The 17,255-nt window shown below is 66.3% G+C and carries 20 protein-coding genes; 11 read left to right on the top strand and 9 right to left on the bottom strand.

Features of this window, described 5'->3' with window-relative positions:
• Positions 1–73: 73 nt before the first annotated feature.
• The 4 genes from scpB to ABFA30_RS09765 form a co-directional block, all read right to left on the bottom strand.
• The gene (scpB, locus tag ABFA30_RS09780; protein ID WP_253081470.1) at positions 74–838 is read right to left on the bottom strand and encodes an SMC-Scp complex subunit ScpB; all 765 of its coding nucleotides are present in this window, start codon (positions 836–838) and stop codon (positions 74–76) included.
• A 21-nt stretch (positions 839–859) separates the two neighbouring features.
• On the bottom strand, positions 860–1,558 hold the full coding sequence (locus ABFA30_RS09775) for a segregation and condensation protein A (protein ID WP_225789849.1): 699 nt from the start codon (positions 1,556–1,558) through the stop codon (positions 860–862).
• Between the two features lie 125 nt (positions 1,559–1,683).
• Positions 1,684–2,313, bottom strand: coding sequence for an L-threonylcarbamoyladenylate synthase (locus ABFA30_RS09770; protein WP_225789739.1), 630 nt, complete (start codon positions 2,311–2,313; stop codon positions 1,684–1,686).
• A gap of 13 nt (positions 2,314–2,326) precedes the next feature.
• Positions 2,327–3,187: a PHP domain-containing protein gene (locus ABFA30_RS09765; RefSeq protein ID WP_410045375.1), complete on the bottom strand. Its 861-nt coding sequence runs from the start codon at positions 3,185–3,187 to the stop codon at positions 2,327–2,329.
• A 67-nt stretch (positions 3,188–3,254) separates the two neighbouring features.
• Here ABFA30_RS09765 and ABFA30_RS09760 point away from each other — a divergent pair, with 67 nt between their 5' ends.
• The 6 genes from ABFA30_RS09760 (at position 3,255) to ABFA30_RS09735 (ending at position 7,354) form a co-directional block, all read left to right on the top strand.
• On the top strand, positions 3,255–3,851 hold the full coding sequence (locus tag ABFA30_RS09760) for a septation protein A (protein WP_225789741.1): 597 nt from the start codon (positions 3,255–3,257) through the stop codon (positions 3,849–3,851).
• Between the two features lies 1 nt (position 3,852).
• On the top strand, positions 3,853–4,152 hold the full coding sequence (locus tag ABFA30_RS09755; protein WP_225789742.1) for a YciI family protein: 300 nt from the start codon (positions 3,853–3,855) through the stop codon (positions 4,150–4,152).
• Between the two features lie 142 nt (positions 4,153–4,294).
• Positions 4,295–4,681, top strand: a complete 387-nt coding sequence (locus tag ABFA30_RS09750) for a translation initiation factor 2 (protein ID WP_253081468.1) — start codon at positions 4,295–4,297, stop codon at positions 4,679–4,681.
• Between the two features lie 7 nt (positions 4,682–4,688).
• Positions 4,689–5,366, top strand: coding sequence for a response regulator transcription factor (locus tag ABFA30_RS09745; protein ID WP_225789744.1), 678 nt, complete (start codon positions 4,689–4,691; stop codon positions 5,364–5,366).
• A 167-nt stretch (positions 5,367–5,533) separates the two neighbouring features.
• Positions 5,534–5,950 (top strand): Spy/CpxP family protein refolding chaperone, encoded by a 417-nt coding sequence (locus ABFA30_RS09740; protein ID WP_225789745.1) that lies wholly within the window; start codon positions 5,534–5,536, stop codon positions 5,948–5,950.
• Positions 5,951–6,019: 69 nt separating this feature from the next.
• Positions 6,020–7,354, top strand: coding sequence for a sensor histidine kinase (locus ABFA30_RS09735; RefSeq protein WP_225789746.1), 1,335 nt, complete (start codon positions 6,020–6,022; stop codon positions 7,352–7,354).
• 32 nt (positions 7,355–7,386) lie between these two features.
• Here ABFA30_RS09735 and ABFA30_RS09730 read toward each other — a convergent pair whose 3' ends face one another.
• The gene (locus ABFA30_RS09730; protein ID WP_225789747.1) at positions 7,387–7,944 is read right to left on the bottom strand and encodes a nitroreductase family protein; all 558 of its coding nucleotides are present in this window, start codon (positions 7,942–7,944) and stop codon (positions 7,387–7,389) included.
• 183 nt (positions 7,945–8,127) lie between these two features.
• On the opposite strand from ABFA30_RS09730, the gene ABFA30_RS09725 reads away from it, so the two are divergent.
• Entirely contained in the window at positions 8,128–9,582 is a 1,455-nt protein-coding gene (locus ABFA30_RS09725) for a TrkH family potassium uptake protein (protein ID WP_225789748.1), read from the top strand.
• A gap of 16 nt (positions 9,583–9,598) precedes the next feature.
• Here ABFA30_RS09725 and ABFA30_RS09720 read toward each other — a convergent pair whose 3' ends face one another.
• Complete coding sequence (locus ABFA30_RS09720) at positions 9,599–10,651, bottom strand: AraC family transcriptional regulator (protein ID WP_225789749.1); 1,053 nt, start codon at positions 10,649–10,651, stop codon at positions 9,599–9,601.
• Between the two features lie 155 nt (positions 10,652–10,806).
• On the opposite strand from ABFA30_RS09720, the gene ABFA30_RS09715 reads away from it, so the two are divergent.
• Positions 10,807–11,118, top strand: a complete 312-nt coding sequence (locus ABFA30_RS09715) for a DUF962 domain-containing protein (protein WP_225789750.1) — start codon at positions 10,807–10,809, stop codon at positions 11,116–11,118.
• A 277-nt stretch (positions 11,119–11,395) separates the two neighbouring features.
• Here the strand turns inward: ABFA30_RS09715 and ABFA30_RS09710 are convergent, their stop codons facing one another.
• Positions 11,396–12,211 (bottom strand): UDP-2,3-diacylglucosamine diphosphatase, encoded by an 816-nt coding sequence (locus ABFA30_RS09710; RefSeq protein ID WP_410045374.1) that lies wholly within the window; start codon positions 12,209–12,211, stop codon positions 11,396–11,398.
• Between the two features lie 171 nt (positions 12,212–12,382).
• Between ABFA30_RS09710 and ABFA30_RS09705 the strand changes: the two genes are divergently transcribed.
• Both ABFA30_RS09705 and ABFA30_RS09700 read left to right on the top strand, forming a co-directional pair.
• Positions 12,383–13,147 carry a helix-turn-helix domain-containing protein gene (locus tag ABFA30_RS09705; RefSeq protein ID WP_225789752.1) on the top strand — a complete coding sequence of 255 codons (765 nt, stop codon included), beginning with the start codon at positions 12,383–12,385 and terminating at the stop codon, positions 13,145–13,147.
• A gap of 119 nt (positions 13,148–13,266) precedes the next feature.
• On the top strand, positions 13,267–14,157 hold the full coding sequence (locus ABFA30_RS09700) for a DMT family transporter (protein ID WP_225789753.1): 891 nt from the start codon (positions 13,267–13,269) through the stop codon (positions 14,155–14,157).
• Here the strand turns inward: ABFA30_RS09700 and ABFA30_RS09695 are convergent, their stop codons facing one another.
• Positions 14,158–14,439 carry a SelT/SelW/SelH family protein gene (locus ABFA30_RS09695; RefSeq protein WP_225789754.1) on the bottom strand — a complete coding sequence of 94 codons (282 nt, stop codon included), beginning with the start codon at positions 14,437–14,439 and terminating at the stop codon, positions 14,158–14,160. It lies immediately after the preceding gene.
• 67 nt (positions 14,440–14,506) lie between these two features.
• On the opposite strand from ABFA30_RS09695, the gene ABFA30_RS09690 reads away from it, so the two are divergent.
• Positions 14,507–16,690: a patatin-like phospholipase family protein gene (locus tag ABFA30_RS09690; RefSeq protein WP_225789755.1), complete on the top strand. Its 2,184-nt coding sequence runs from the start codon at positions 14,507–14,509 to the stop codon at positions 16,688–16,690.
• Between the two features lie 91 nt (positions 16,691–16,781).
• On the opposite strand, the gene ABFA30_RS09685 is transcribed toward ABFA30_RS09690, so the two are convergent.
• Positions 16,782–17,219: a MarR family transcriptional regulator gene (locus ABFA30_RS09685; RefSeq protein WP_225789756.1), complete on the bottom strand. Its 438-nt coding sequence runs from the start codon at positions 17,217–17,219 to the stop codon at positions 16,782–16,784.
• Positions 17,220–17,255: the final 36 nt, after the last annotated feature.

Genomic DNA, 17,255 nt, shown 5'->3' with positions numbered 1-17,255 from the left:
GCGCGCGCCCCGGTTTTCCGCCCGAAGGTTTTCGGCAGGTCATGCCGGGCCGCCGCGAATGGGCCGGCACCGCCTACGGCTTAGGTTCGTCCTCGACCTCGGCCTGCGGGGCTTCATCGCGCAAATCGTCGAAATCGGTCTTGAGCCCCTCTTCCATGGCATCGAGCTCCACCAGCAGGGTGCGGAAACTGGTTTCCTCGGCAGGCGGCGCAGCCTCGCCCTCCTCGCCCAGGCTGGCATCGGCCAGGGCCTGCAGGTGCGCAGGCACCGCGGCCTCGTCGGGGTCGAGCAACGGCCCCGGCTCCAGTTCGCGCAGCTCGGCCAAAGGCGGCAGCTCGTCGAGGCTCTTGAGATTGAAATGGTCGAGGAACGCCTTGGTGGTGGCGAACATGGCCGGCCTGCCAGGTACCTCGCGGTAACCGACGATGCGGATCCACTCGCGCTCCATCAGGGTCTTGATGATGTTGCTGTTGACCGCTACGCCACGCACGTCCTCGATCTCGCCGCGGGTGATGGGCTGGCGGTAGGCGATCAACGCCATGGTCTCCAGCAGGGCACGGGAATAGCGCTGCGGACGCTCCTCCCACAGCCGCCCGACCCAGGGTGCGAAGTCCTCGCGGATCTGCAGGCGGTAGCCGGTCGCCACCTCCTTGAGCTCGAAGGCACGGCCGCTGCAGGACTTGCCCAGGACCTCCAGGGCCTTCCGGAAGACAGCAGGCGCCGGGCGCTCGGCTTCCTCGAACAGCTCGTACAAGCGCTCCAGGGATTGCGGCTTGCCGGATGCCAGGAGGAAGGCCTCGATCAGCGACGCCAGGTCGCGGGGTTCGTTCAGGTTCATCGTATGGGGGCTGGCTCGTTGTCACTCGGCCCGGGCACGGACATGGATCGGGGCGAAGGGCTCATTCTGCACCAGTTCGACGAGCGATTCCTTCACCAATTCGAGAATCGCCATGAAGGTGACCACCACGCCGAGCTTGCCCTCCTCTGCCGTGAACAACTCGACGAAGGGCACGAAGCCGCCCCCCTTCAGGCGCTCGAGCACTTCGCTCATGCGCTCGCGGGTAGACAGCGCCTCGCGGGTGACCTGGTGGCTTTCGAACAGGTCGTTGCGGCGCATCACCTCGGCCATGGACACCAGCAACTCTTCCAGGCTGACCTCGGGCAACAGCTTGCGCACCTTGGCCTGGGGCGCGTCGAGGCGCGGCACGACGATCTCGCGGCCGACCCGGGGCAACTCGTCGATGCCCTCGGCGGCGGCCTTGAAGCGTTCGTACTCCTGCAGGCGGCGGATCAGCTCGGCGCGCGGGTCGCCCTCCTCTTCCTCCACTTCGCTGGAGCGCGGCAACAGCATGCGCGACTTGATCTCCGCGAGCATGGCGGCCATCACCAGGTACTCGGCGGCCAGCTCCAGGCGTACGGACTTCATCAGTTCGACATAGGCCATGTACTGGCGGGTGATCTCCGCCACCGGGATGTCGAGGATGTCGATGTTCTGCTTGCGGATCAGGTACAGCAGCAGGTCCAGCGGGCCCTCGAAGGCCTCCAGGAAGACTTCCAGCGCATCCGGTGGAATGTACAGGTCCACCGGCAGCTCGGTCACCGCCTCGCCGTAGACCAGCGCCAACTGCAGTTGCTGGGGAGCCTCGGCGTCGCTGGGCGGCGCCTCGGGCGCATCCACCTGGCTCACGCGAGCGCCAGGAACGGCGCGGGGTCGCCGCAGCCGACGCGGATCACTTCCGGTTCGTCGCCGGCCAGGCTGATCACGGTCGAGGCCTTCAGGTCGCCGAAACCACCGTCGATGATCAGGTCGACGTGGTGCTCCAGGCGCTGGCGGATCTCGTAGGGGTCGGTCATCGGCTCTTCGTCCCCCGGCATGATCAGGCTCACGCTCATCAACGGCTCGCCCAGCTCTTCGAGCAAGGCCAGGACGATCGGGTTGGACGGCACCCGCAGGCCGATGGTCCGGCGTTTCTCGTGCAGCAACAGCCGTGGTACTTCGCGCGTGGCATTGAGGATGAAGGTGTACGGCCCGGGGATGTGCGCCTTGAGCAGGCGGAAGGTGGCCGTGTCGATCTTGGCGAACAGGCCCATCTGCGACAGGTCGCAGCATAGCAGGGTGAAATTGTGGTTCTTGTCCAGTTGGCGCAAGCGCCGGACCCGCTCCACGGCGGTCTTGTCACCGATCTGACAGCCCATCGCGTAGGCCGAGTCGGTGGGGTACACCACCACGCCACCCTTGCGGATGATCTCGACGGCCTGCTTGATCAGGCGTGCCTGCGGATTTTCCGCATGGATCTGGAAGAATTGGCTCACGTAGTCGTCCTGTTCATACCGCCATAGGCTGTTCATGGCTGAATCGGCGCCACAAAGGTGGCAGGTCCTCGGGCAGTGGCCGGTAGGCACCGATCTCGCCCCAGGTGCCGGGGCCGTGGAAATCACTGCCGGCGCTGGCCAGCAGACCGAACTCACGGGTGAGGATGGACATCGTGCCCACCTGCTCGGCCGGCATCATCCCGTTGACCACCTCAAGCGCCTGCCCGCCTGCCTGAATATAGTCGGCAATCAGCCGTCTGCGCTTGCTGCGTGTGAGTTCGTAGTGCATGGGATGGGCCAGGCTCACCCATGCGTTGGACTGGCGCAGGGTCGCGACGGTTTCCTCGAGCGTCGGCCAGTGCAGCTTGACGTCGCCCAGCTTGCCGGCGCCCAACCACTTGCGGAAGGCCTCGCCGCGGTCCTTAACGTGCCCGGCACGCACCAGGAACTCGGCGAAGTGCGGGCGCGCCGGGGCGTTGTCGCTGTCGCCCAGCGCCTGCTGCACGGCACGCGCGCCTTCGAGGCTGCCCGGCATGCCCTTGGCCGCCAGGCGCCGGTCGATTTCCTCGGCGCGCAGCCAGCGGCCACGGTGCAAGGCCTCGATGGCCTCGAGCAGCGGCACTGCGTCGAGCGGGAAGTGATAGCCCAGCACATGGATGGTGGCGCCACCCCAGGTGCACGACAGCTCCACACCACTGACCCATTGCATGCCTCGCTCGCGGCAGGCCTGGCGCGCCTCGGGCAGGCCCTCGATGGTGTCGTGGTCGGTGAGCGCCAGTGTCCGCACGCCGTGCTCATGGGCCCGGGCGACCAGTGCCGAGGGCGACAGGGCGCCGTCGGAGGCCGTGCTGTGACAGTGCAGATCAACATTCATGGAGGAGCGCTTTCGCTGGAATCGATGTTTGATATTATGCCGTCACATCCCGCTTCTGGCTGCCACTGTGAAACAATTCATCGATTTCATCCCGCTGCTGCTGTTCTTCATCGTCTACAAGCTCGATCCGCGCCCCCTCGAAATCGCCGGCCATGGCTTCGAGTTGGGCGGCATCTACAGTGCCACGGCGGTGCTGATCATCAGCTCGCTGGTGGTCTACGGGGCGCTGTTCGTGCGCCAGGGCAAGCTGGAAAAAGGCCAGTTGCTGACCCTCGTGGCCTGCCTGGTGTTCGGCGGCCTGACCCTCGCCTTCCACAGCGAGACCTTCCTCAAGTGGAAGGCCCCGGTGGTCAACTGGCTGTTCGCCCTGGGCTTCGCCGCCAGCCACTTCATCGGCGACCGGGTGCTGATCAAGCGCATCATGGGCCATGCCGTGGCCCTGCCCGACGCCATCTGGACACGCCTGAACCTGGCCTGGATCGGCTTTTTCCTGGTCTGCGGCGCGGCCAACCTGTTCGTCGCCTTCACCTTCCAGGACATCTGGGTCGACTTCAAGGTGTTCGGCAGCCTGGGCATGACCGTGATCTTCCTGGTGGCCCAGGGCGTGTACCTCTCGCGCCACCTGCACGACAGCGATCCCTCCACCTCCAAACCCAAGGATTGACATGCTCTACGCCATCATTGCCAGCGACGTCGAAGGTTCCCTGGAAAAGCGCCTGGCCGCCCGCCCCGCGCACATCGAGCGCCTGCAGCAGCTCAAGGCCGAAGGCCGCGTGGTACTGGCCGGCCCGCACCCGGCGATCGACAGCAACGACCCGGGCGAAGCCGGCTTCAGCGGCAGCCTGATCGTCGCCGAGTTCGATTCCCTGGCCGCGGCCAAGGCCTGGGCCGATGCCGACCCGTACGTCGCCGCGGGCGTCTACGACAAGGTCGTGGTCAAGCCGTTCAAGCAGGTCCTGCCCTGAGCAGCGAGACGACCTCGGTGCCGGCCTGAGCCGTTTTTGGGGCTGCCTTGCAGCCCCAAGCTGTAGCTACCGCCGCCCTTCGGCTCATCTCTTCCGACGAACGGCCGACAACCTCCTGAACCGATAGGAATCAGGAGTTCCAATGCGTCAAGGTCCGATGTCCCTGCTGCTTTGCCTGTTGTTGCTGTCCCCTTTCGCCACTGCCCAGCAACCCTTGTCGCTGGAAGCCGGTGCCCGCATCACCGAGCTGCAACAGCGCCTGGAAGAGAGCGAGAAGCAACGCGCCACGCTCGCCCAGCAGTTGCAGAACGCCGACAGCGAGCGGCTGGATGCCCAGCTCACCCGCCTGCGCCAGGAGAACCAGCGCCTGAAGCTGGCGATCAAGGAACTGCAGGCCAGCCCTGCCCAGGCCCTGCTGACCGACCAGCAGCTGTGGTTCCTGATCGGTTCGGCCGTTGCACTGTTCTCGGCCGTCTGCGGTATCTTTGCCAGTGGCGGACACAGGAGACGCCGTCAATGGTTGAATTGAGTGAGTCATGAGCGAGCTGTTACTGATTGACGATGACCAGGAACTCTGCGAGCTGCTCGGCAGCTGGCTGGTCCAGGAAGGTTTTGCGGTACGCGCCTGCCACGACGGCCAGAGCGCGCGCCAGGCCTTGGCCGAGCACGCCCCTTCGGCGGTGGTGCTGGACGTGATGCTGCCCGACGGCAGTGGCCTGGAGCTGCTCAAGCAGCTGCGCAGCGAGCATGCCGACCTGCCGGTGCTGATGCTCTCGGCGCGGGGCGAGCCGCTGGACCGCATCCTCGGCCTGGAGCTTGGGGCCGACGACTACCTGGCCAAGCCCTGCGACCCGCGCGAGCTCACTGCCCGCCTGCGCGCCGTGCTACGCCGCAGCCACCCGGCCGCCAGCAGCAGCCAGGTCGAGGTCGGCGACCTGACCTTCAGCCCTGCACGGGGTGTGGTCAGCATCGACGAGCGCGAGATGACCCTGACCCTTTCCGAGAGCCGCATCCTCGAAGCCCTGCTGCGCCAACCGGGCGAGCCACTGGACAAGCAGGAGCTGGCGCAGGTCGGCCTGGGACGCAAGTTGACGCTGTACGACCGCAGCCTGGACATGCACGTCAGCAACCTGCGCAAGAAGATCGGCCCACACGCCGACGGCCGCCCTCGCATCGTCGCCCTGCGCAGCCGGGGCTACTACTACAGCCTCTAACCAAGCTGCAAGCTAGAAGCAGATCACGCGACCGACACCGATCCGCTCTTGTCTTGCAGCTTGAAGCTGTCTTTACCCAGCCTTTACCGTCCGCTGACCGCCCTTGACCTTGATCCCCCTAGACTGGGCTCATCCGGTAATCACCGGCCCATGAAAGGAGAAACACCATGCGCAAGACCCTTATCGCCCTGATGTTCGCCGCCGCCCTGCCGACCGTAGCCATGGCCATGCCCGACGGCGGCCCGCGCCACAACGGCCCGCATCATCGCGGTGACGCGCCTTTCGCCCAGCTGGACCTGAGCCGCGAGCAACGCCAGCAGATCGGCAAGCTGATGGGTGAGCAGATGAAGCAGCGCCGCGACATCACCCAGCGCTACCTGGACAAACTGCCCGCGGCCGAGCAGAAAGCCCTGAAGGACGAGCTCAAGGCCAGCCACGACAAGACCCAGGCCGACATCCGCGGCCTGCTCAAGCCTGAGCAACAGAAGAAGTTCGACGAACTGCAGAAGAAACGTGCCGAACGCAAGGCCGAGTGGAAAGAGTTCCAGGCCTGGAAGGCTGAAAAAGCCGGCAAGGCCCAGTAAGCTGTCCCCCCCCTGCCCGGCCCGCTCCCATGCGGGCCGGGTTTTGTCCGTTCGTTGGAGGAGCCTGTCTTGCGTTCACTGTTCTGGCGCATCCTGGCCAGTTTCTGGCTGGCCATTACCCTGGTCGCCGGCCTGTCGATCCTGCTCGGCCACATGCTCAACCAGGACGCCTGGATCCTCAGTCGCCACCCTGGCCTGAACACCCTGGCCAGCCACTGGGCCCGGCATTACGAACAGGAAGGCAGGGAATCCGCCCAGCACTTCCTGGAACGGCGCAAACAGCGCTTCAAGATCGATGTCCAGGTGCTCGACGACAGCGGCGAGGCCGTGGTGCCTGGCACCTTCCCGCGCCGTGCCGCAGCCTTCGAGGCGCGCCAGCACAACGATCAGCGTCGCCTGCCCTGGCGTCGCCTGACCGAGGAATACACCAGCCCCTACAGCGGCGAGACTTACCTGCTGATCTACCGCATTCCCCACCCGGCGCTGGACGCCTGGCACCGCGAGAGCCTGCTCTGGCCGCTCAGTGCCCTGGGCATCGCCCTGGTGGTACTGACCCTGTTCAGCCTGCTGGTGACCCTGTCCATCACCCGCCCACTCAGCCGCCTGCGCGGCGCGGTGCACGACCTTGGCCAGACCAGCTACCAGCAGCACAGCCTGGCCCGTCTGGCCGCCCGGCGCGACGAGTTCGGCGTGTTGGCCAACGACTTCAACAAGATGGGGGCGCGCCTGCAGAGCCTGATCGGCAGCCAGCGCCAGCTGCTGCGCGATGTGTCCCACGAACTGCGCTCGCCCCTGGCGCGCCTGCGCATCGCCCTGGCCCTGGCCGAACGCGCCGGCCCCGAGCAGCGCCAGACGCTATGGCCACGCCTGACCCGCGAGTGCGACCGCCTGGAAGACCTGATCAGCGAGATCCTCGCCCTGGCCCGGGTCGATGCCGAGCAGGCCCACAGCGAGGCTGTCGACGTCAACGCCCTGCTCGGCAGCGTGCGCAAGGATGCCCAGCTCAGCGCCCCGGAGCAGGACGTGCGCCTGGAAGCCACGCCCGGCCTGACCTTGCAGGGCTGGCCAACGCTGATCGAACGTGCCGTGGACAACCTGCTGCGCAATGCCTTGCGCTTCAATCCGCCGGGGAAACCGATCGAGATCCGTGCCAGCCGTGAACAAGACCGCGTAGTACTGAGTGTGCGCGACCATGGCCCTGGGGTAGCCGAGGAGCACCTGGCGCAACTGGGCGAGCCTTTCTTCCGCGCACCGGGGCAGGAGGCGCCAGGGCACGGCCTGGGGCTGGCCATCGCCCGGCGAGCGGCGGAGCGCCATGGGGGCAGCCTGGTGCTGAGCAATCACCCGCAGGGGGGCTTCATCGCCAGGCTGGAGTTACCCCTGGCCGAGGCGATGGGCAGTTGAATCCCGGGGGCACGAAGCGGCCCCCAAAACCCTCATTCGCCCCAGGCACTGACGAACTGGGCAGTCTCCAGCACCGGCGCGGTCCGCGGCTCGCTCACCGGCGTGCCCAGGTACAGGTAGCCGATCAGTTCCTCGTTGTCCGCCAAGCCCAGCCCCCGATGCACATGGGCATCGAACGCCATGTCGCCCGTGCGCCACACCGCGCCGATACCCTGGGCATGGGCGGCGATGAGAATACCGTGTGCCGCACAGCCCGCGGCCAGGCGCTGCTCCGACTTGGGCACCTTGAAATGATCCTGCAGGCGTGCGATCACCACGACCAGCAGGGGCGCCCGCAGCGGCATGGCGCGCGCCTTGTCCAGCGCGGCCTGGCTGGCATCGCCCTTGTTCTGCACGGCTTCGGCGAACAGCTCACCGAGCTTTTCCCGGCCCGTCCCCTCGATGGTCAGGAAGCGCCAGGGGCGCAGTTGGCCATGGTCCGGGGCACGCAGCGCCGCCTGGAACAGCGCCTCGCGCTGGGCGGCATTGGGCGCCGGGTCGGTGAGGCGTGGCACGGAAACACGGTTGAGCAATGCGTCGAGAGCCTCCATAGGCTACCCTCCTGGCAAACGAAATGTGCGGCCATTCTCAAGCTGCAAGCGACAAGCTGCAAGCTTCAGGAAAAAGCCGGCCATGCACAGCCCGCTGTTTCTTGCAGCTCGCAGCTTGTCGCTTGCAGCTGCCTGACCCACAGGTAGAATGGCGCCCTTCCGTTTCGAGTCAGAGCAGATCACATGGCGTTGCCGACCTTAAGGATCATTGGTTTCATCATCGGCATCTTCCTGATCACCCTGGCGGTCAGCATGGTCGTGCCCATGGCGACTCTGGTGATCTTCGAGCGCACCGGCGACATGCCGTCGTTCCTCTGGTCGAGCCTGATCACCTTCGTCGCCGGCCTGGCCATGGTCATCCAGGGCCGCCCCGAACACGTGCGCCTGCGGCCTCGCGACATGTACCTGCTGACCGTCAGCAGTTGGGTGGTGGTGTGCGTGTTCGCCGCCCTGCCCCTGCTCCTGACCCAGCACATCAGCTATACCGACGCCTTCTTCGAAAGCATGTCCGGCATCACCGCCACCGGCGCCACGGTGCTCAGCGGGCTGGACAACATGTCGCCAGGGATCCTGATGTGGCGCTCGATGCTGCACTGGCTCGGCGGCATCGGCTTCATCGCCATGGCGGTGGCGATCCTGCCGCTGCTGCGCATCGGTGGCATGCGCCTGTTCCAGACCGAGTCCTCGGACCGCTCGGAGAAGGTCATGCCACGCTCGCACATGGTCGCCAAGTCGATCGTGCTGGTGTACATCGGCATCACCCTGCTCGGCAGCCTGGCTTTCTGGTGGGCCGGCATGACCCCGTTCGACGCCGTCAACCACGCCATGTCGGCGATCTCCACCGGCGGCTTCTCCACCTCGGATCAATCCCTGGCCAAGTGGGACATGCCGGCGGTGCACTGGGTCGCGGTGGTGGTGATGATCCTCGGCAGCATGCCGTTCACCCTGTACGTGGCCACCTTGCGCGGGCACCGCAAGGCACTGTTCAAGGACCAGCAGGTCCAGGGCCTGCTCGGCCTGCTGGTCGCGACCTGGGTCGTCCTTGGCACCTGGTACTGGGCCACCACCAGCCTGCCCTGGCTCGACGCCTTGCGCCACGTGGCACTGAACGTCACCTCGGTGGTCACCACCACCGGCTTCGCCCTGGGCGACTACAGCCTGTGGGGCAACTTCTCGCTGATGCTGTTCTTCTACCTGGGCTTCATCGGCGGCTGCTCGGGGTCGACCGCTGGCGGGATCAAGATCTTCCGCTTCCAGGTGGCCTACATCCTGCTCAAGGCCAACCTCAACCAACTGATCCACCCGCGCGCGGTGATCAAGCAAAAGTACAACGGCCACCGCCTCGACGAGGAGATCGTACGCTCGATCCTGACCTTCTCGTTCTTCTTCGCCATCACCATCTGCATCATCGCCCTGTTGCTGTCACTGCTGGGCGTGGACTGGATGACCGCCCTGACCGGCGCCGCCGGCACCGTCTCGGGCGTCGGCCCTGGCCTGGGCGAGGTGATCGGCCCGGCCGGCAACTATGCCAGCCTGCCGGACGCGGCCAAGTGGATCCTCGCCGGCGGCATGTTGCTCGGCCGCCTGGAGATCATCACGGTGCTGGTCTTGTGCATGCCGGCATTCTGGCGTCACTGACCCAGGATACGCCCCGCTAGTGGGGCGCGTGCCGCTGCAACGGGGGCGCGAACGAAGCCGCCCCGGCACCGAGGCGGGCACGGTACTCGCTGGGCGTGACGTCGAACCAGCGCCGGAACGCCCGGAAGAAATTGCTCGGATCGGCGAACCCCAGCAGGTAGGCGCTTTCCAGCAAAGTCATGCCGGGCTGGGCCAGGTACTGCTCGGCCAGCTCCCGACGGGTATCGTCGAGCAAGGCCTGGAAGCTCGTGCCCTCCTCCTGCAGACGGCGCTGCAGGGTCCGCTGGGACAGGTGCAGGGCCTGGGCGACCGTCTCGCGCTTGGGCTCGCCCTGGGGCAGGATGCGGCACAGCACCTGGCGTACCCGGTGGGTCACCCGGCTTTCCGAGAAACGCGCCAGGTATTCCCCGGCAAAGCGATCGTGCAGGATGGCCATGGCCTCGTTGGCGGTGGGCAGCGGCGCCTCCATGTCGGCACGCTCCAGCACCAACGCATCATGGGGCGCACCGAACACCAGCGGCGCATGGAAGGCTACCTTGTACGGCTCGACGTTCTTCGGCTGCGGCCCCTGGATCAGCACCCGCCGCGGCTGGACCGCCCGCCCGCTGAGCCAGGTGCACAGCGACAACGCGCAGGCCAGCGACGCCTCGGCGCTGTGGCGGGTCGGGGGCAGATGGTCACCGTGCACGGTCAGCGTCAGGACATAGCCGTCCGGCTCCAGGCGGAAACTCAGGTCGGAACTCTCGGCGATGATCCGCTGGTAGCGCACCAGGCGCTCGAAGCCCTCGGCCAGGGTGCGGCTGGACATCAGCGCATAGCCCACCACGTGGAACGAGGCCGGACGCACCACCCGCGCCATGTTCAGGCCGATGGCCTCGTTGCCGGACAGCTCCACCGCCAATTGCCAAAGGCGGGTCATGTCGTCCTGGGGGAAACGTGCGTCCGGGTCGTCGAGGGCGGCGAAGTCCAGCCCGAGCTGCTTGAACATGGCCCGGCAATCGAGCCCTTCCAGCTCGAGCGCCTTGACGATCCCTGATGCCCAGCTGGCTGACGTGGTTCTTTCACTCATGACAGGCTTCTTGTGCTGACCGCTCCTGCGGTGAACCCAAAGGATACTCATTTGGCGCCTATTGTCACTGGCCGGCTCCGCCAATGACTCTAGACTCGAATCAGGCTCCACGCCGTGTATCCTGTCCAGAACGCGAATCCTCCGGGAGCACAGCCATGAACCGCAGAGCGCAGTTCCGCAGTTTTGCCGAGTTCTACCCTTATTACCTGGGGGAGCACAGCAACCCCACCTGCCGTCGCTTGCACTTCGTCGGCACCAGCCTGGTCATCGCCCTGCTGGCCTATACCTTTGCCAGTGGGAGCTGGTGGTTGCTGCTGGCGGTGCCCGTGGCAGGCTATGGCTTTGCCTGGGTTGGGCATTTCTTCTTCGAGAAGAACCGTCCGGCGACGTTCAGCCATCCGCTGTATAGCCTGATCGGCGACTTCGCCATGTTTCGCGATATTTTGCGGGGCAAGATCGGTCTCTAGAGAGGTGACCAGCTGGTCAGGAGCTTGCAGCTCGTCACTGCATCTCCCCACCACTATTGAGATGGTGTGAATATCCATTCGCGGCGGTGATGCCACTGATGCTTTTCGCCTTTACGGCGACCTACTTTTGCTCGCGGGCAAAAGTAGGCATGGACCTGTCCCGTGACAGCGGACGCCAAGAAGCGATACTTAGATCGCTTCTTGGCGTCCGCTGTCACGGGACAGGTCCAGCAAAAACCGCCTGCTCCATCATCCGGCCCCTGCCCCTTAACGAGACCTACACCGCTTCCTGCACCCCGGCCTGCCGCTCGGCGGCTTCGCGCGCCTGGGCCTCGGCGAAGCGGTACAGCTCGATGCTGCCATCCCAGTGTTCGATCAGGGCGGTGCAGGATTCCACCCAGTCGCCGCAGTTGAGGTATTCCACCGCGCCAACCTGGCGGATCTCGGCATGGTGGATGTGCCCGCAGACCACGCCATGGAAGCCACGCCGGGTGCACTCGTGGGCGATGGCGTCCTCGAAATCGCTGATGAAGTTCACCGCGCCCTTGACCTTGTGCTTGAGGTACGCCGACAACGACCAGTAACCATAGCCATAACGGGCCCGCCAGTGGTTGAGCCAGCGGTTGAGCACCAGGGTGAACTCGTAGGCGCGGTCGCCGAGGAAGGCCAACCAGCGGTGGTAGCGGGTGATCACGTCGAACTGGTCGCCATGGATCACCAGCAGGCGCCGGCCATCGGCGGTCAGGTGTTCCGCCTCGTCCACCAGTTGGATGTTGCCCAGGACCAGCTTCGAGTAGCGGCGCAGGAATTCGTCATGGTTGCCAGTGACGTAGATCACCTCGGTACCGCGCTTGCTCATGGTCAACAGGCGGCGGATGACGTTGGTGTGTGCCTGGGGCCAGTAGATGCCGCCGCGCAGCTTCCAGCCATCGATGATATCGCCGACCAGGTAGAGGCGGTCGGCCTGGTAACGCTTGAGGAAATGCGACAGGTGCTCGGCCTGGCAATCCCGGGTGCCCAGGTGCACGTCGGAGATCCACAGGGTGCGCACGCGCTGCTTGCGTGACGGGCGGGCGAGTTCGACGTGGGTCATGGGGTGGCCTCCGGCGCTGTTTGCTGGAGACTGGCAGGTCCAGGTGACAGGCTGGTGGCAGTCGCGTGACGGCTGGTCGCTTGTGCGTTGGCAAAAGCGCTGTGGAAACCGGCTTGCCAATGATCAGGCCCCGCCCGCTGTGTACAATGGTGCCCTGCCCAGGAGGCCCCCATGCACACAGGCCCGCTCCTTTCCCTGCGCCATTACCGCGATGACCTGATCGCCCACAGCCATGAGCACCCACAACTGGTGTTCGGCCTGCGCGGGCGCCTGGACTTCGAGGTGCAAGGCCGCGGCGCACGGATCGACCGCCAGGACCTGATGGTGGTGCCGGCCGGCACCCACCATACCTGTGGCAGTACGGCCGGCAGCCATTGCCTGGTGCTGGACATCCCGGGCGAACACTGGTTACGCGAACAACTGGGCGAGCACGCCGACACCAGCCGCCGCCTGCTCGATCGCCCCGGCACCCTGGGCCTGGACAGCCGCCAACAGCAGTTGGTGGACTGGCTCGCCGCCAGCCCCGTGGACGACCCGCTGATCGCCCGCCAGGGCGCGGCCCTGCTGCTGGCCAGCCTCAACGCCCATGCCGCGCCCGGCGTGCCGCAACGGCGCCTGCCCTACGCGGCGTTCGATACCCATATCGAGCAGCATGCCGCCTACCCCCTGCAAGTGGCCGACCTGGCCCGCCTGGCCGGCCTCTCCACGGCACGCCTGCATGCGCGCTTCACCGCCGAATGCGGCCTGACACCCATGGACTACATCCGCCAGCGCCGCCTGCTCAAGGCTCGTCGCCTGCTCAAGGAAACCCAGCTGCCGGTCGGCGAGATCGCCGCCCAGGTCGGTTATAGCTCGCAGAGCGCCTTCAGTGCCGCCATGCTCCGAGACTTCGGCCACTCACCCATGGCCTTGCGCCGCGAGCCTGACGACAACTGACGCGAGGATGGCGACAGACACCCGCTGGCCATGCTCGTAGACTGACACCCCACCGCGAGAGCCCCTCGAACCTGAAGATGGACATACAGGGTCAACGACCGTTGTCACAAAGGATGACCATGAACCACCGCACCGCCCTCGGCGCCCTGCACATCGGCGCGCTGTTCTTCGGCCTCACTGGCGTTTTCGGCAAACTGGCCGCCAGCGCCAGCCCCGCGATCATCGTCTTCGGCCGCGCCGCCTTCGCGGTGCTCGCCCTGGGCCTGTTCGCCAGCCTGGCGCGCCAGAGCTGGCAGCCACTCAAGCGTCACGACCTGCGCCGCCTGTTGCTTGGCGGCGTGCTGCTGGCCGGGCACTGGGTGAGCTTCTTCGTCGCCGTCAAGGTCGGCGGCGTGGCCATCGCCACCCTGGGCTTCGCCAGTTTCCCGGCCTTCACGGTGATCCTCGAGGGCCTGCTGTTCCGCGAGCGGATCCGCCGCAACGAAGCGCTGCTGGTGCTGCTGGTCAGCATCGGCCTGGTGCTGGTCACGCCCGAGTTCGACCTGGCCAGCGAGGCCACCGGCGGGCTGCTCTGGGCGCTGCTGTCCGGCCTGCTGTTCTCGCTGCTGTCGCTGGTCAACCGTGCAGGCTCCGGGCGCCTGCCGGCGGTACAGGCGGCGCTGTGGCAGAACCTCGTGGTGGCCCTGTGCCTGCTGCCGGTGGCCGCCCCCGGCCTGGGTGTCGTCACGCCGATGGACTGGCTGTGGATCGCCCTGCTCGGCATCTTCTGCACCGGCGTCGCCCACAGCCTGTTCGTCGCCAGCCTGGCGGTGATCAAGGCGCGTACCGCCGCGGTGGTGTTCGGCATGGAGCCGGTCTACGGTATCGCCATGGCCTGGGTGGTGTTCGCCGAAACGCCGACCCTGCGCATGCTCGCCGGCGGCGTGCTGATCATCGTCGCCATCGTGCTGTCCAGCCGCCTGGCCGCCGAGCAGCCGCCCCGGCAACGGCCCATGGCCGAAGGCGCCTGATCAACGATCGTTGTGGCCCAGGTCACGCTGCGGATCGATATGGTCGCGCAGCCGCTGCTTGAGCACCTTGGCTTCGGGGAAACCGCCATCGGCCTTGCGCTCCCAGAGCTGCACACCATCGCAGGTGATGCGGAACACCCCGCCGGTGCCCGGCTCCAGGGCCACCCGGCCGAGGTCGTCGGCGAACGTGCTCAACAACTCCTGGGCCAGCCAGGCAGCGCGCAGCAGCCACTGGCACTGGGTGCAATACGTGATAACGATTTCTGGCTTGGTATTGGCCATGGGTGGACCTCTCCTGGTGGGTGGCCGCTTATACTAGCGGTCTTTGCCCACCGCTTTGAGACCCACGATGCGCCGCCTGCTGTTCTGCCTCCTGCTGACGCTCACCTCCTTCACCGCCCTGGCTGCGGAACCCGCCCGGCCCAAGGTCGGCCTGGTGCTGTCCGGCGGCGCTGCCCGCGGCCTGGCGCATATCGGTGTGCTCAAGGCCCTGGAGGAACAGGGGGTGCGCATCGATGCCATCGCCGGCACCAGCATGGGCGCGGTGATCGGCGGGCTGTACGCCTCCGGCTATAGCGTCGAGGAGCTGGAGAAACTGGCCAGGACCCTCGACTGGCAACAGGCCCTGTCCGACGCACCGCCGCGCAAGGACGTACCGTTCCGGCGCAAGCAGGACGACCGTGACTTCCTGGTCAAGCAGAAGCTGAGCTTTCGCGACGATGGCAGCCTCGGCCTGCCCCTGGGCGTGATCCAGGGCCAGAACCTGTCCCTGCTGCTGGAGAGCAAGCTGGCCCACACCGCCGACACCCGCGACTTCGACAAGCTGCCGATCCCCTTCCGCGCCGTGGCCACCGACATCGCCAGCGGCGAGAAGGTGGTGTTCAGCCGCGGCCACCTGCCCCAGGTGATCCGCGCCAGCATGTCGATCCCGGCGGTGTTCGCCCCGGTGGAGCTGGACGGCCGCCTGCTGGTGGACGGCGGCATGGTCGACAACATCCCGCTGGACGTGGCCCGCGACATGGGTGTCGACCTGGCCATCGTGGTCGATATCGGCACACCCCTGCGCGACCGCAAGCAACTGGCCACGGTGGTCGATGTGCTCAACCAGTCGATCACCCTGATGACCCGGCGTAACTCCGAGGAGCAATTGGCCAGCCTGCGCAGCGAAGACATCCTCATCGAACCGCCCCTGGCGGCGTTCGGCGTGACCGATTTCGGCCGTGCCCAGGACATGATCGACGCCGGCTACCGCGCCACCCGCGCGCTCGATGCACGCCTGGCCGCGCTGCGCCAGGAGGGCGACAGCGGCTTGGCGATCGCCCGTTCGCCGCGCCAACGCACCCCCGTCATCACCGCGATCAAGGTGGAGAACGACTCCAAGGTCAGCGACGACGTGATCCGCTACTACATCCGCCAGCCCCTGGGCGAGCCGCTGGAGCTCGACCGCCTGCAGACCGACATGGGCACGCTCTACGGCCTGGATTACTTCGACCGGGTGCAGTACCGGGTGGTGCACAAGGGTGACGACAACACGCTGGTGATCAACGCCCGAGGCAAGCGTGGCGGCACCGACTACCTGCGCCTGGGGCTGAACCTGTCGGACGACATGCGCGGCGACAGCGCCTTCAACCTGGGCGCCAGCTACCGGGTCAACGGCATCAACCGGCTGGGCGCGGAATGGTTGACCCGCGCCCAGATCGGCGACCAGCAGGAGCTCTACAGCGAGTTCTACCAGCCCCTGGACGTGGGCTCGCGTTACTTCATCGCGCCCTACCTGGACCTGGGTTCGCAGAACATCGAGGCGACCCTGGACAACGACCCGATCGCCGAGTACCGCCTGGAGCGCTACGGCTTCGGCCTGAACCTCGGTCGGCAGATCGGCACCTACGGCGAGGTGCGCTTGGGCGTGGGCAAGGCCTGGGGCGAGGCCGAGGTGCGCATCGGCGACCAGGACCTGCCCAAGGTCAGTTTCAACGAGGGCTTCTACGAGCTGAAGTACTCGTTCGACACCCTCGACAACCTGTACTTCCCCCACAGCGGCGAAGAGATCGGCCTGAGCCTGCGCAAGTACGACACCTCCCTGGATTCGGACGAGAACTACCGGCAATGGATCTTCAACCTGGACAAGGCCTTGAGCATCGGCCCGAACACCTGGGTACTGGGCGGGCAATACGGCCGTACCCTGGACAAGACGGAGGTGGTGACCTCGAGCTTCGTGTTTGGCGGCGCCCGGCAGTTGTCGGGCTTTCGCCAGGACTCGGTATCCGGCCAGAACATGAGCCTGGTGCGCATGGTCTACTACCGCCGCCTCACCCCTCGGGCCTACCTGCCGCTGGACTTCCCGCTGTACCTGGGTGGATCACTGGAACGCGGACGGGCGTGGAACAACGACAACGAATTCGACAGTGGCTACATCAATGCGGCGAGCATCTTCCTCGGCCTGGAGACACCGCTGGGCCCGCTGAACCTCAGCTACGGCGCCAACAGCGAGCACGAAAAGGCGGTATACCTCAACCTCGGGCACACGTTCTGAGCGGCAAGCGGCAAGCCACAAGAACAAGGCGGATCGCGTGGGCAACATCGATCCGCCTTGTTCTTGTGGCTTGCCGCTTGAAGCTTGTAGCTCAGGACTTCTCGAGATTGGCGAGGATCTTGGCGTGCACCCGCATGCAGACCTCCAGGTCGGCCTCGTCGACCCCGGTGAACAGCTCCACCCGCAAGGCATTGGCGATGGTCTCGATCTGCTCGATCAACGGCTTGGCCGGCGGGCACAGCAGGATCTTCTTGGCCCGCCGATCCTCCATCACCGCCTGGCGACGCACCAGCCCCTGGCTCTCCAGGCTGTCGAGCAGGCGTGCCAGTGTCGGGCCTTCGACGCCCACGCTCTGGGCCAACTCGCGTTGGGTCGGCGCCTCCTCGAAACGGGCCAGGTGCAGGAGCACCAGCCAGCGGGCCTGGGACAGATTGAGCCCAGCCAGGCGGCGGTCCAGCTCGGCGCGCCAGCCGCGAGACATCTGCGCCAGCTGCATGCCGAAGCGGTGTTGGTTGTCGGTCAGGGGCATAAGCAACTCTATGGATAGAACTAATTGTTAGTCAGC

Origin of the sequence: Pseudomonas sp. HLMP (assembly GCF_046365545.1) — a bacterium.
Taxonomy (GTDB): domain Bacteria; phylum Pseudomonadota; class Gammaproteobacteria; order Pseudomonadales; family Pseudomonadaceae; genus Aquipseudomonas; species Aquipseudomonas guariconensis_B.
This window is presented reverse-complemented; position numbering and strand designations above follow the sequence as displayed.

Coding starts and splice junctions, on each gene's coding strand:
- ABFA30_RS09750 (WP_253081468.1), top strand. CDS start 4,295: ATGCGTCAAGGTCCGATGTCCCTGCTGCTTTGCCTGTTGTTGCTGTCC.
- ABFA30_RS09715 (WP_225789750.1), top strand. CDS start 10,807: ATGAACCGCAGAGCGCAGTTCCGCAGTTTTGCCGAGTTCTACCCTTAT.
- ABFA30_RS09685 (WP_225789756.1), bottom strand. CDS start 17,219: ATGCCCCTGACCGACAACCAACACCGCTTCGGCATGCAGCTGGCGCAG.
- scpB (WP_253081470.1), bottom strand. CDS start 838: ATGAACCTGAACGAACCCCGCGACCTGGCGTCGCTGATCGAGGCCTTC.
- ABFA30_RS09695 (WP_225789754.1), bottom strand. CDS start 14,439: ATGGCCAATACCAAGCCAGAAATCGTTATCACGTATTGCACCCAGTGC.
- ABFA30_RS09745 (WP_225789744.1), top strand. CDS start 4,689: ATGAGCGAGCTGTTACTGATTGACGATGACCAGGAACTCTGCGAGCTG.
- ABFA30_RS09755 (WP_225789742.1), top strand. CDS start 3,853: ATGCTCTACGCCATCATTGCCAGCGACGTCGAAGGTTCCCTGGAAAAG.
- ABFA30_RS09765 (WP_410045375.1), bottom strand. CDS start 3,187: ATGAATGTTGATCTGCACTGTCACAGCACGGCCTCCGACGGCGCCCTG.
- ABFA30_RS09690 (WP_225789755.1), top strand. CDS start 14,507: ATGCGCCGCCTGCTGTTCTGCCTCCTGCTGACGCTCACCTCCTTCACC.
- ABFA30_RS09710 (WP_410045374.1), bottom strand. CDS start 12,211: ATGACCCACGTCGAACTCGCCCGCCCGTCACGCAAGCAGCGCGTGCGC.
- ABFA30_RS09720 (WP_225789749.1), bottom strand. CDS start 10,651: ATGAGTGAAAGAACCACGTCAGCCAGCTGGGCATCAGGGATCGTCAAG.
- ABFA30_RS09730 (WP_225789747.1), bottom strand. CDS start 7,944: ATGGAGGCTCTCGACGCATTGCTCAACCGTGTTTCCGTGCCACGCCTC.
- ABFA30_RS09705 (WP_225789752.1), top strand. CDS start 12,383: ATGCACACAGGCCCGCTCCTTTCCCTGCGCCATTACCGCGATGACCTG.
- ABFA30_RS09740 (WP_225789745.1), top strand. CDS start 5,534: ATGCGCAAGACCCTTATCGCCCTGATGTTCGCCGCCGCCCTGCCGACC.
- ABFA30_RS09725 (WP_225789748.1), top strand. CDS start 8,128: ATGGCGTTGCCGACCTTAAGGATCATTGGTTTCATCATCGGCATCTTC.
- ABFA30_RS09700 (WP_225789753.1), top strand. CDS start 13,267: ATGAACCACCGCACCGCCCTCGGCGCCCTGCACATCGGCGCGCTGTTC.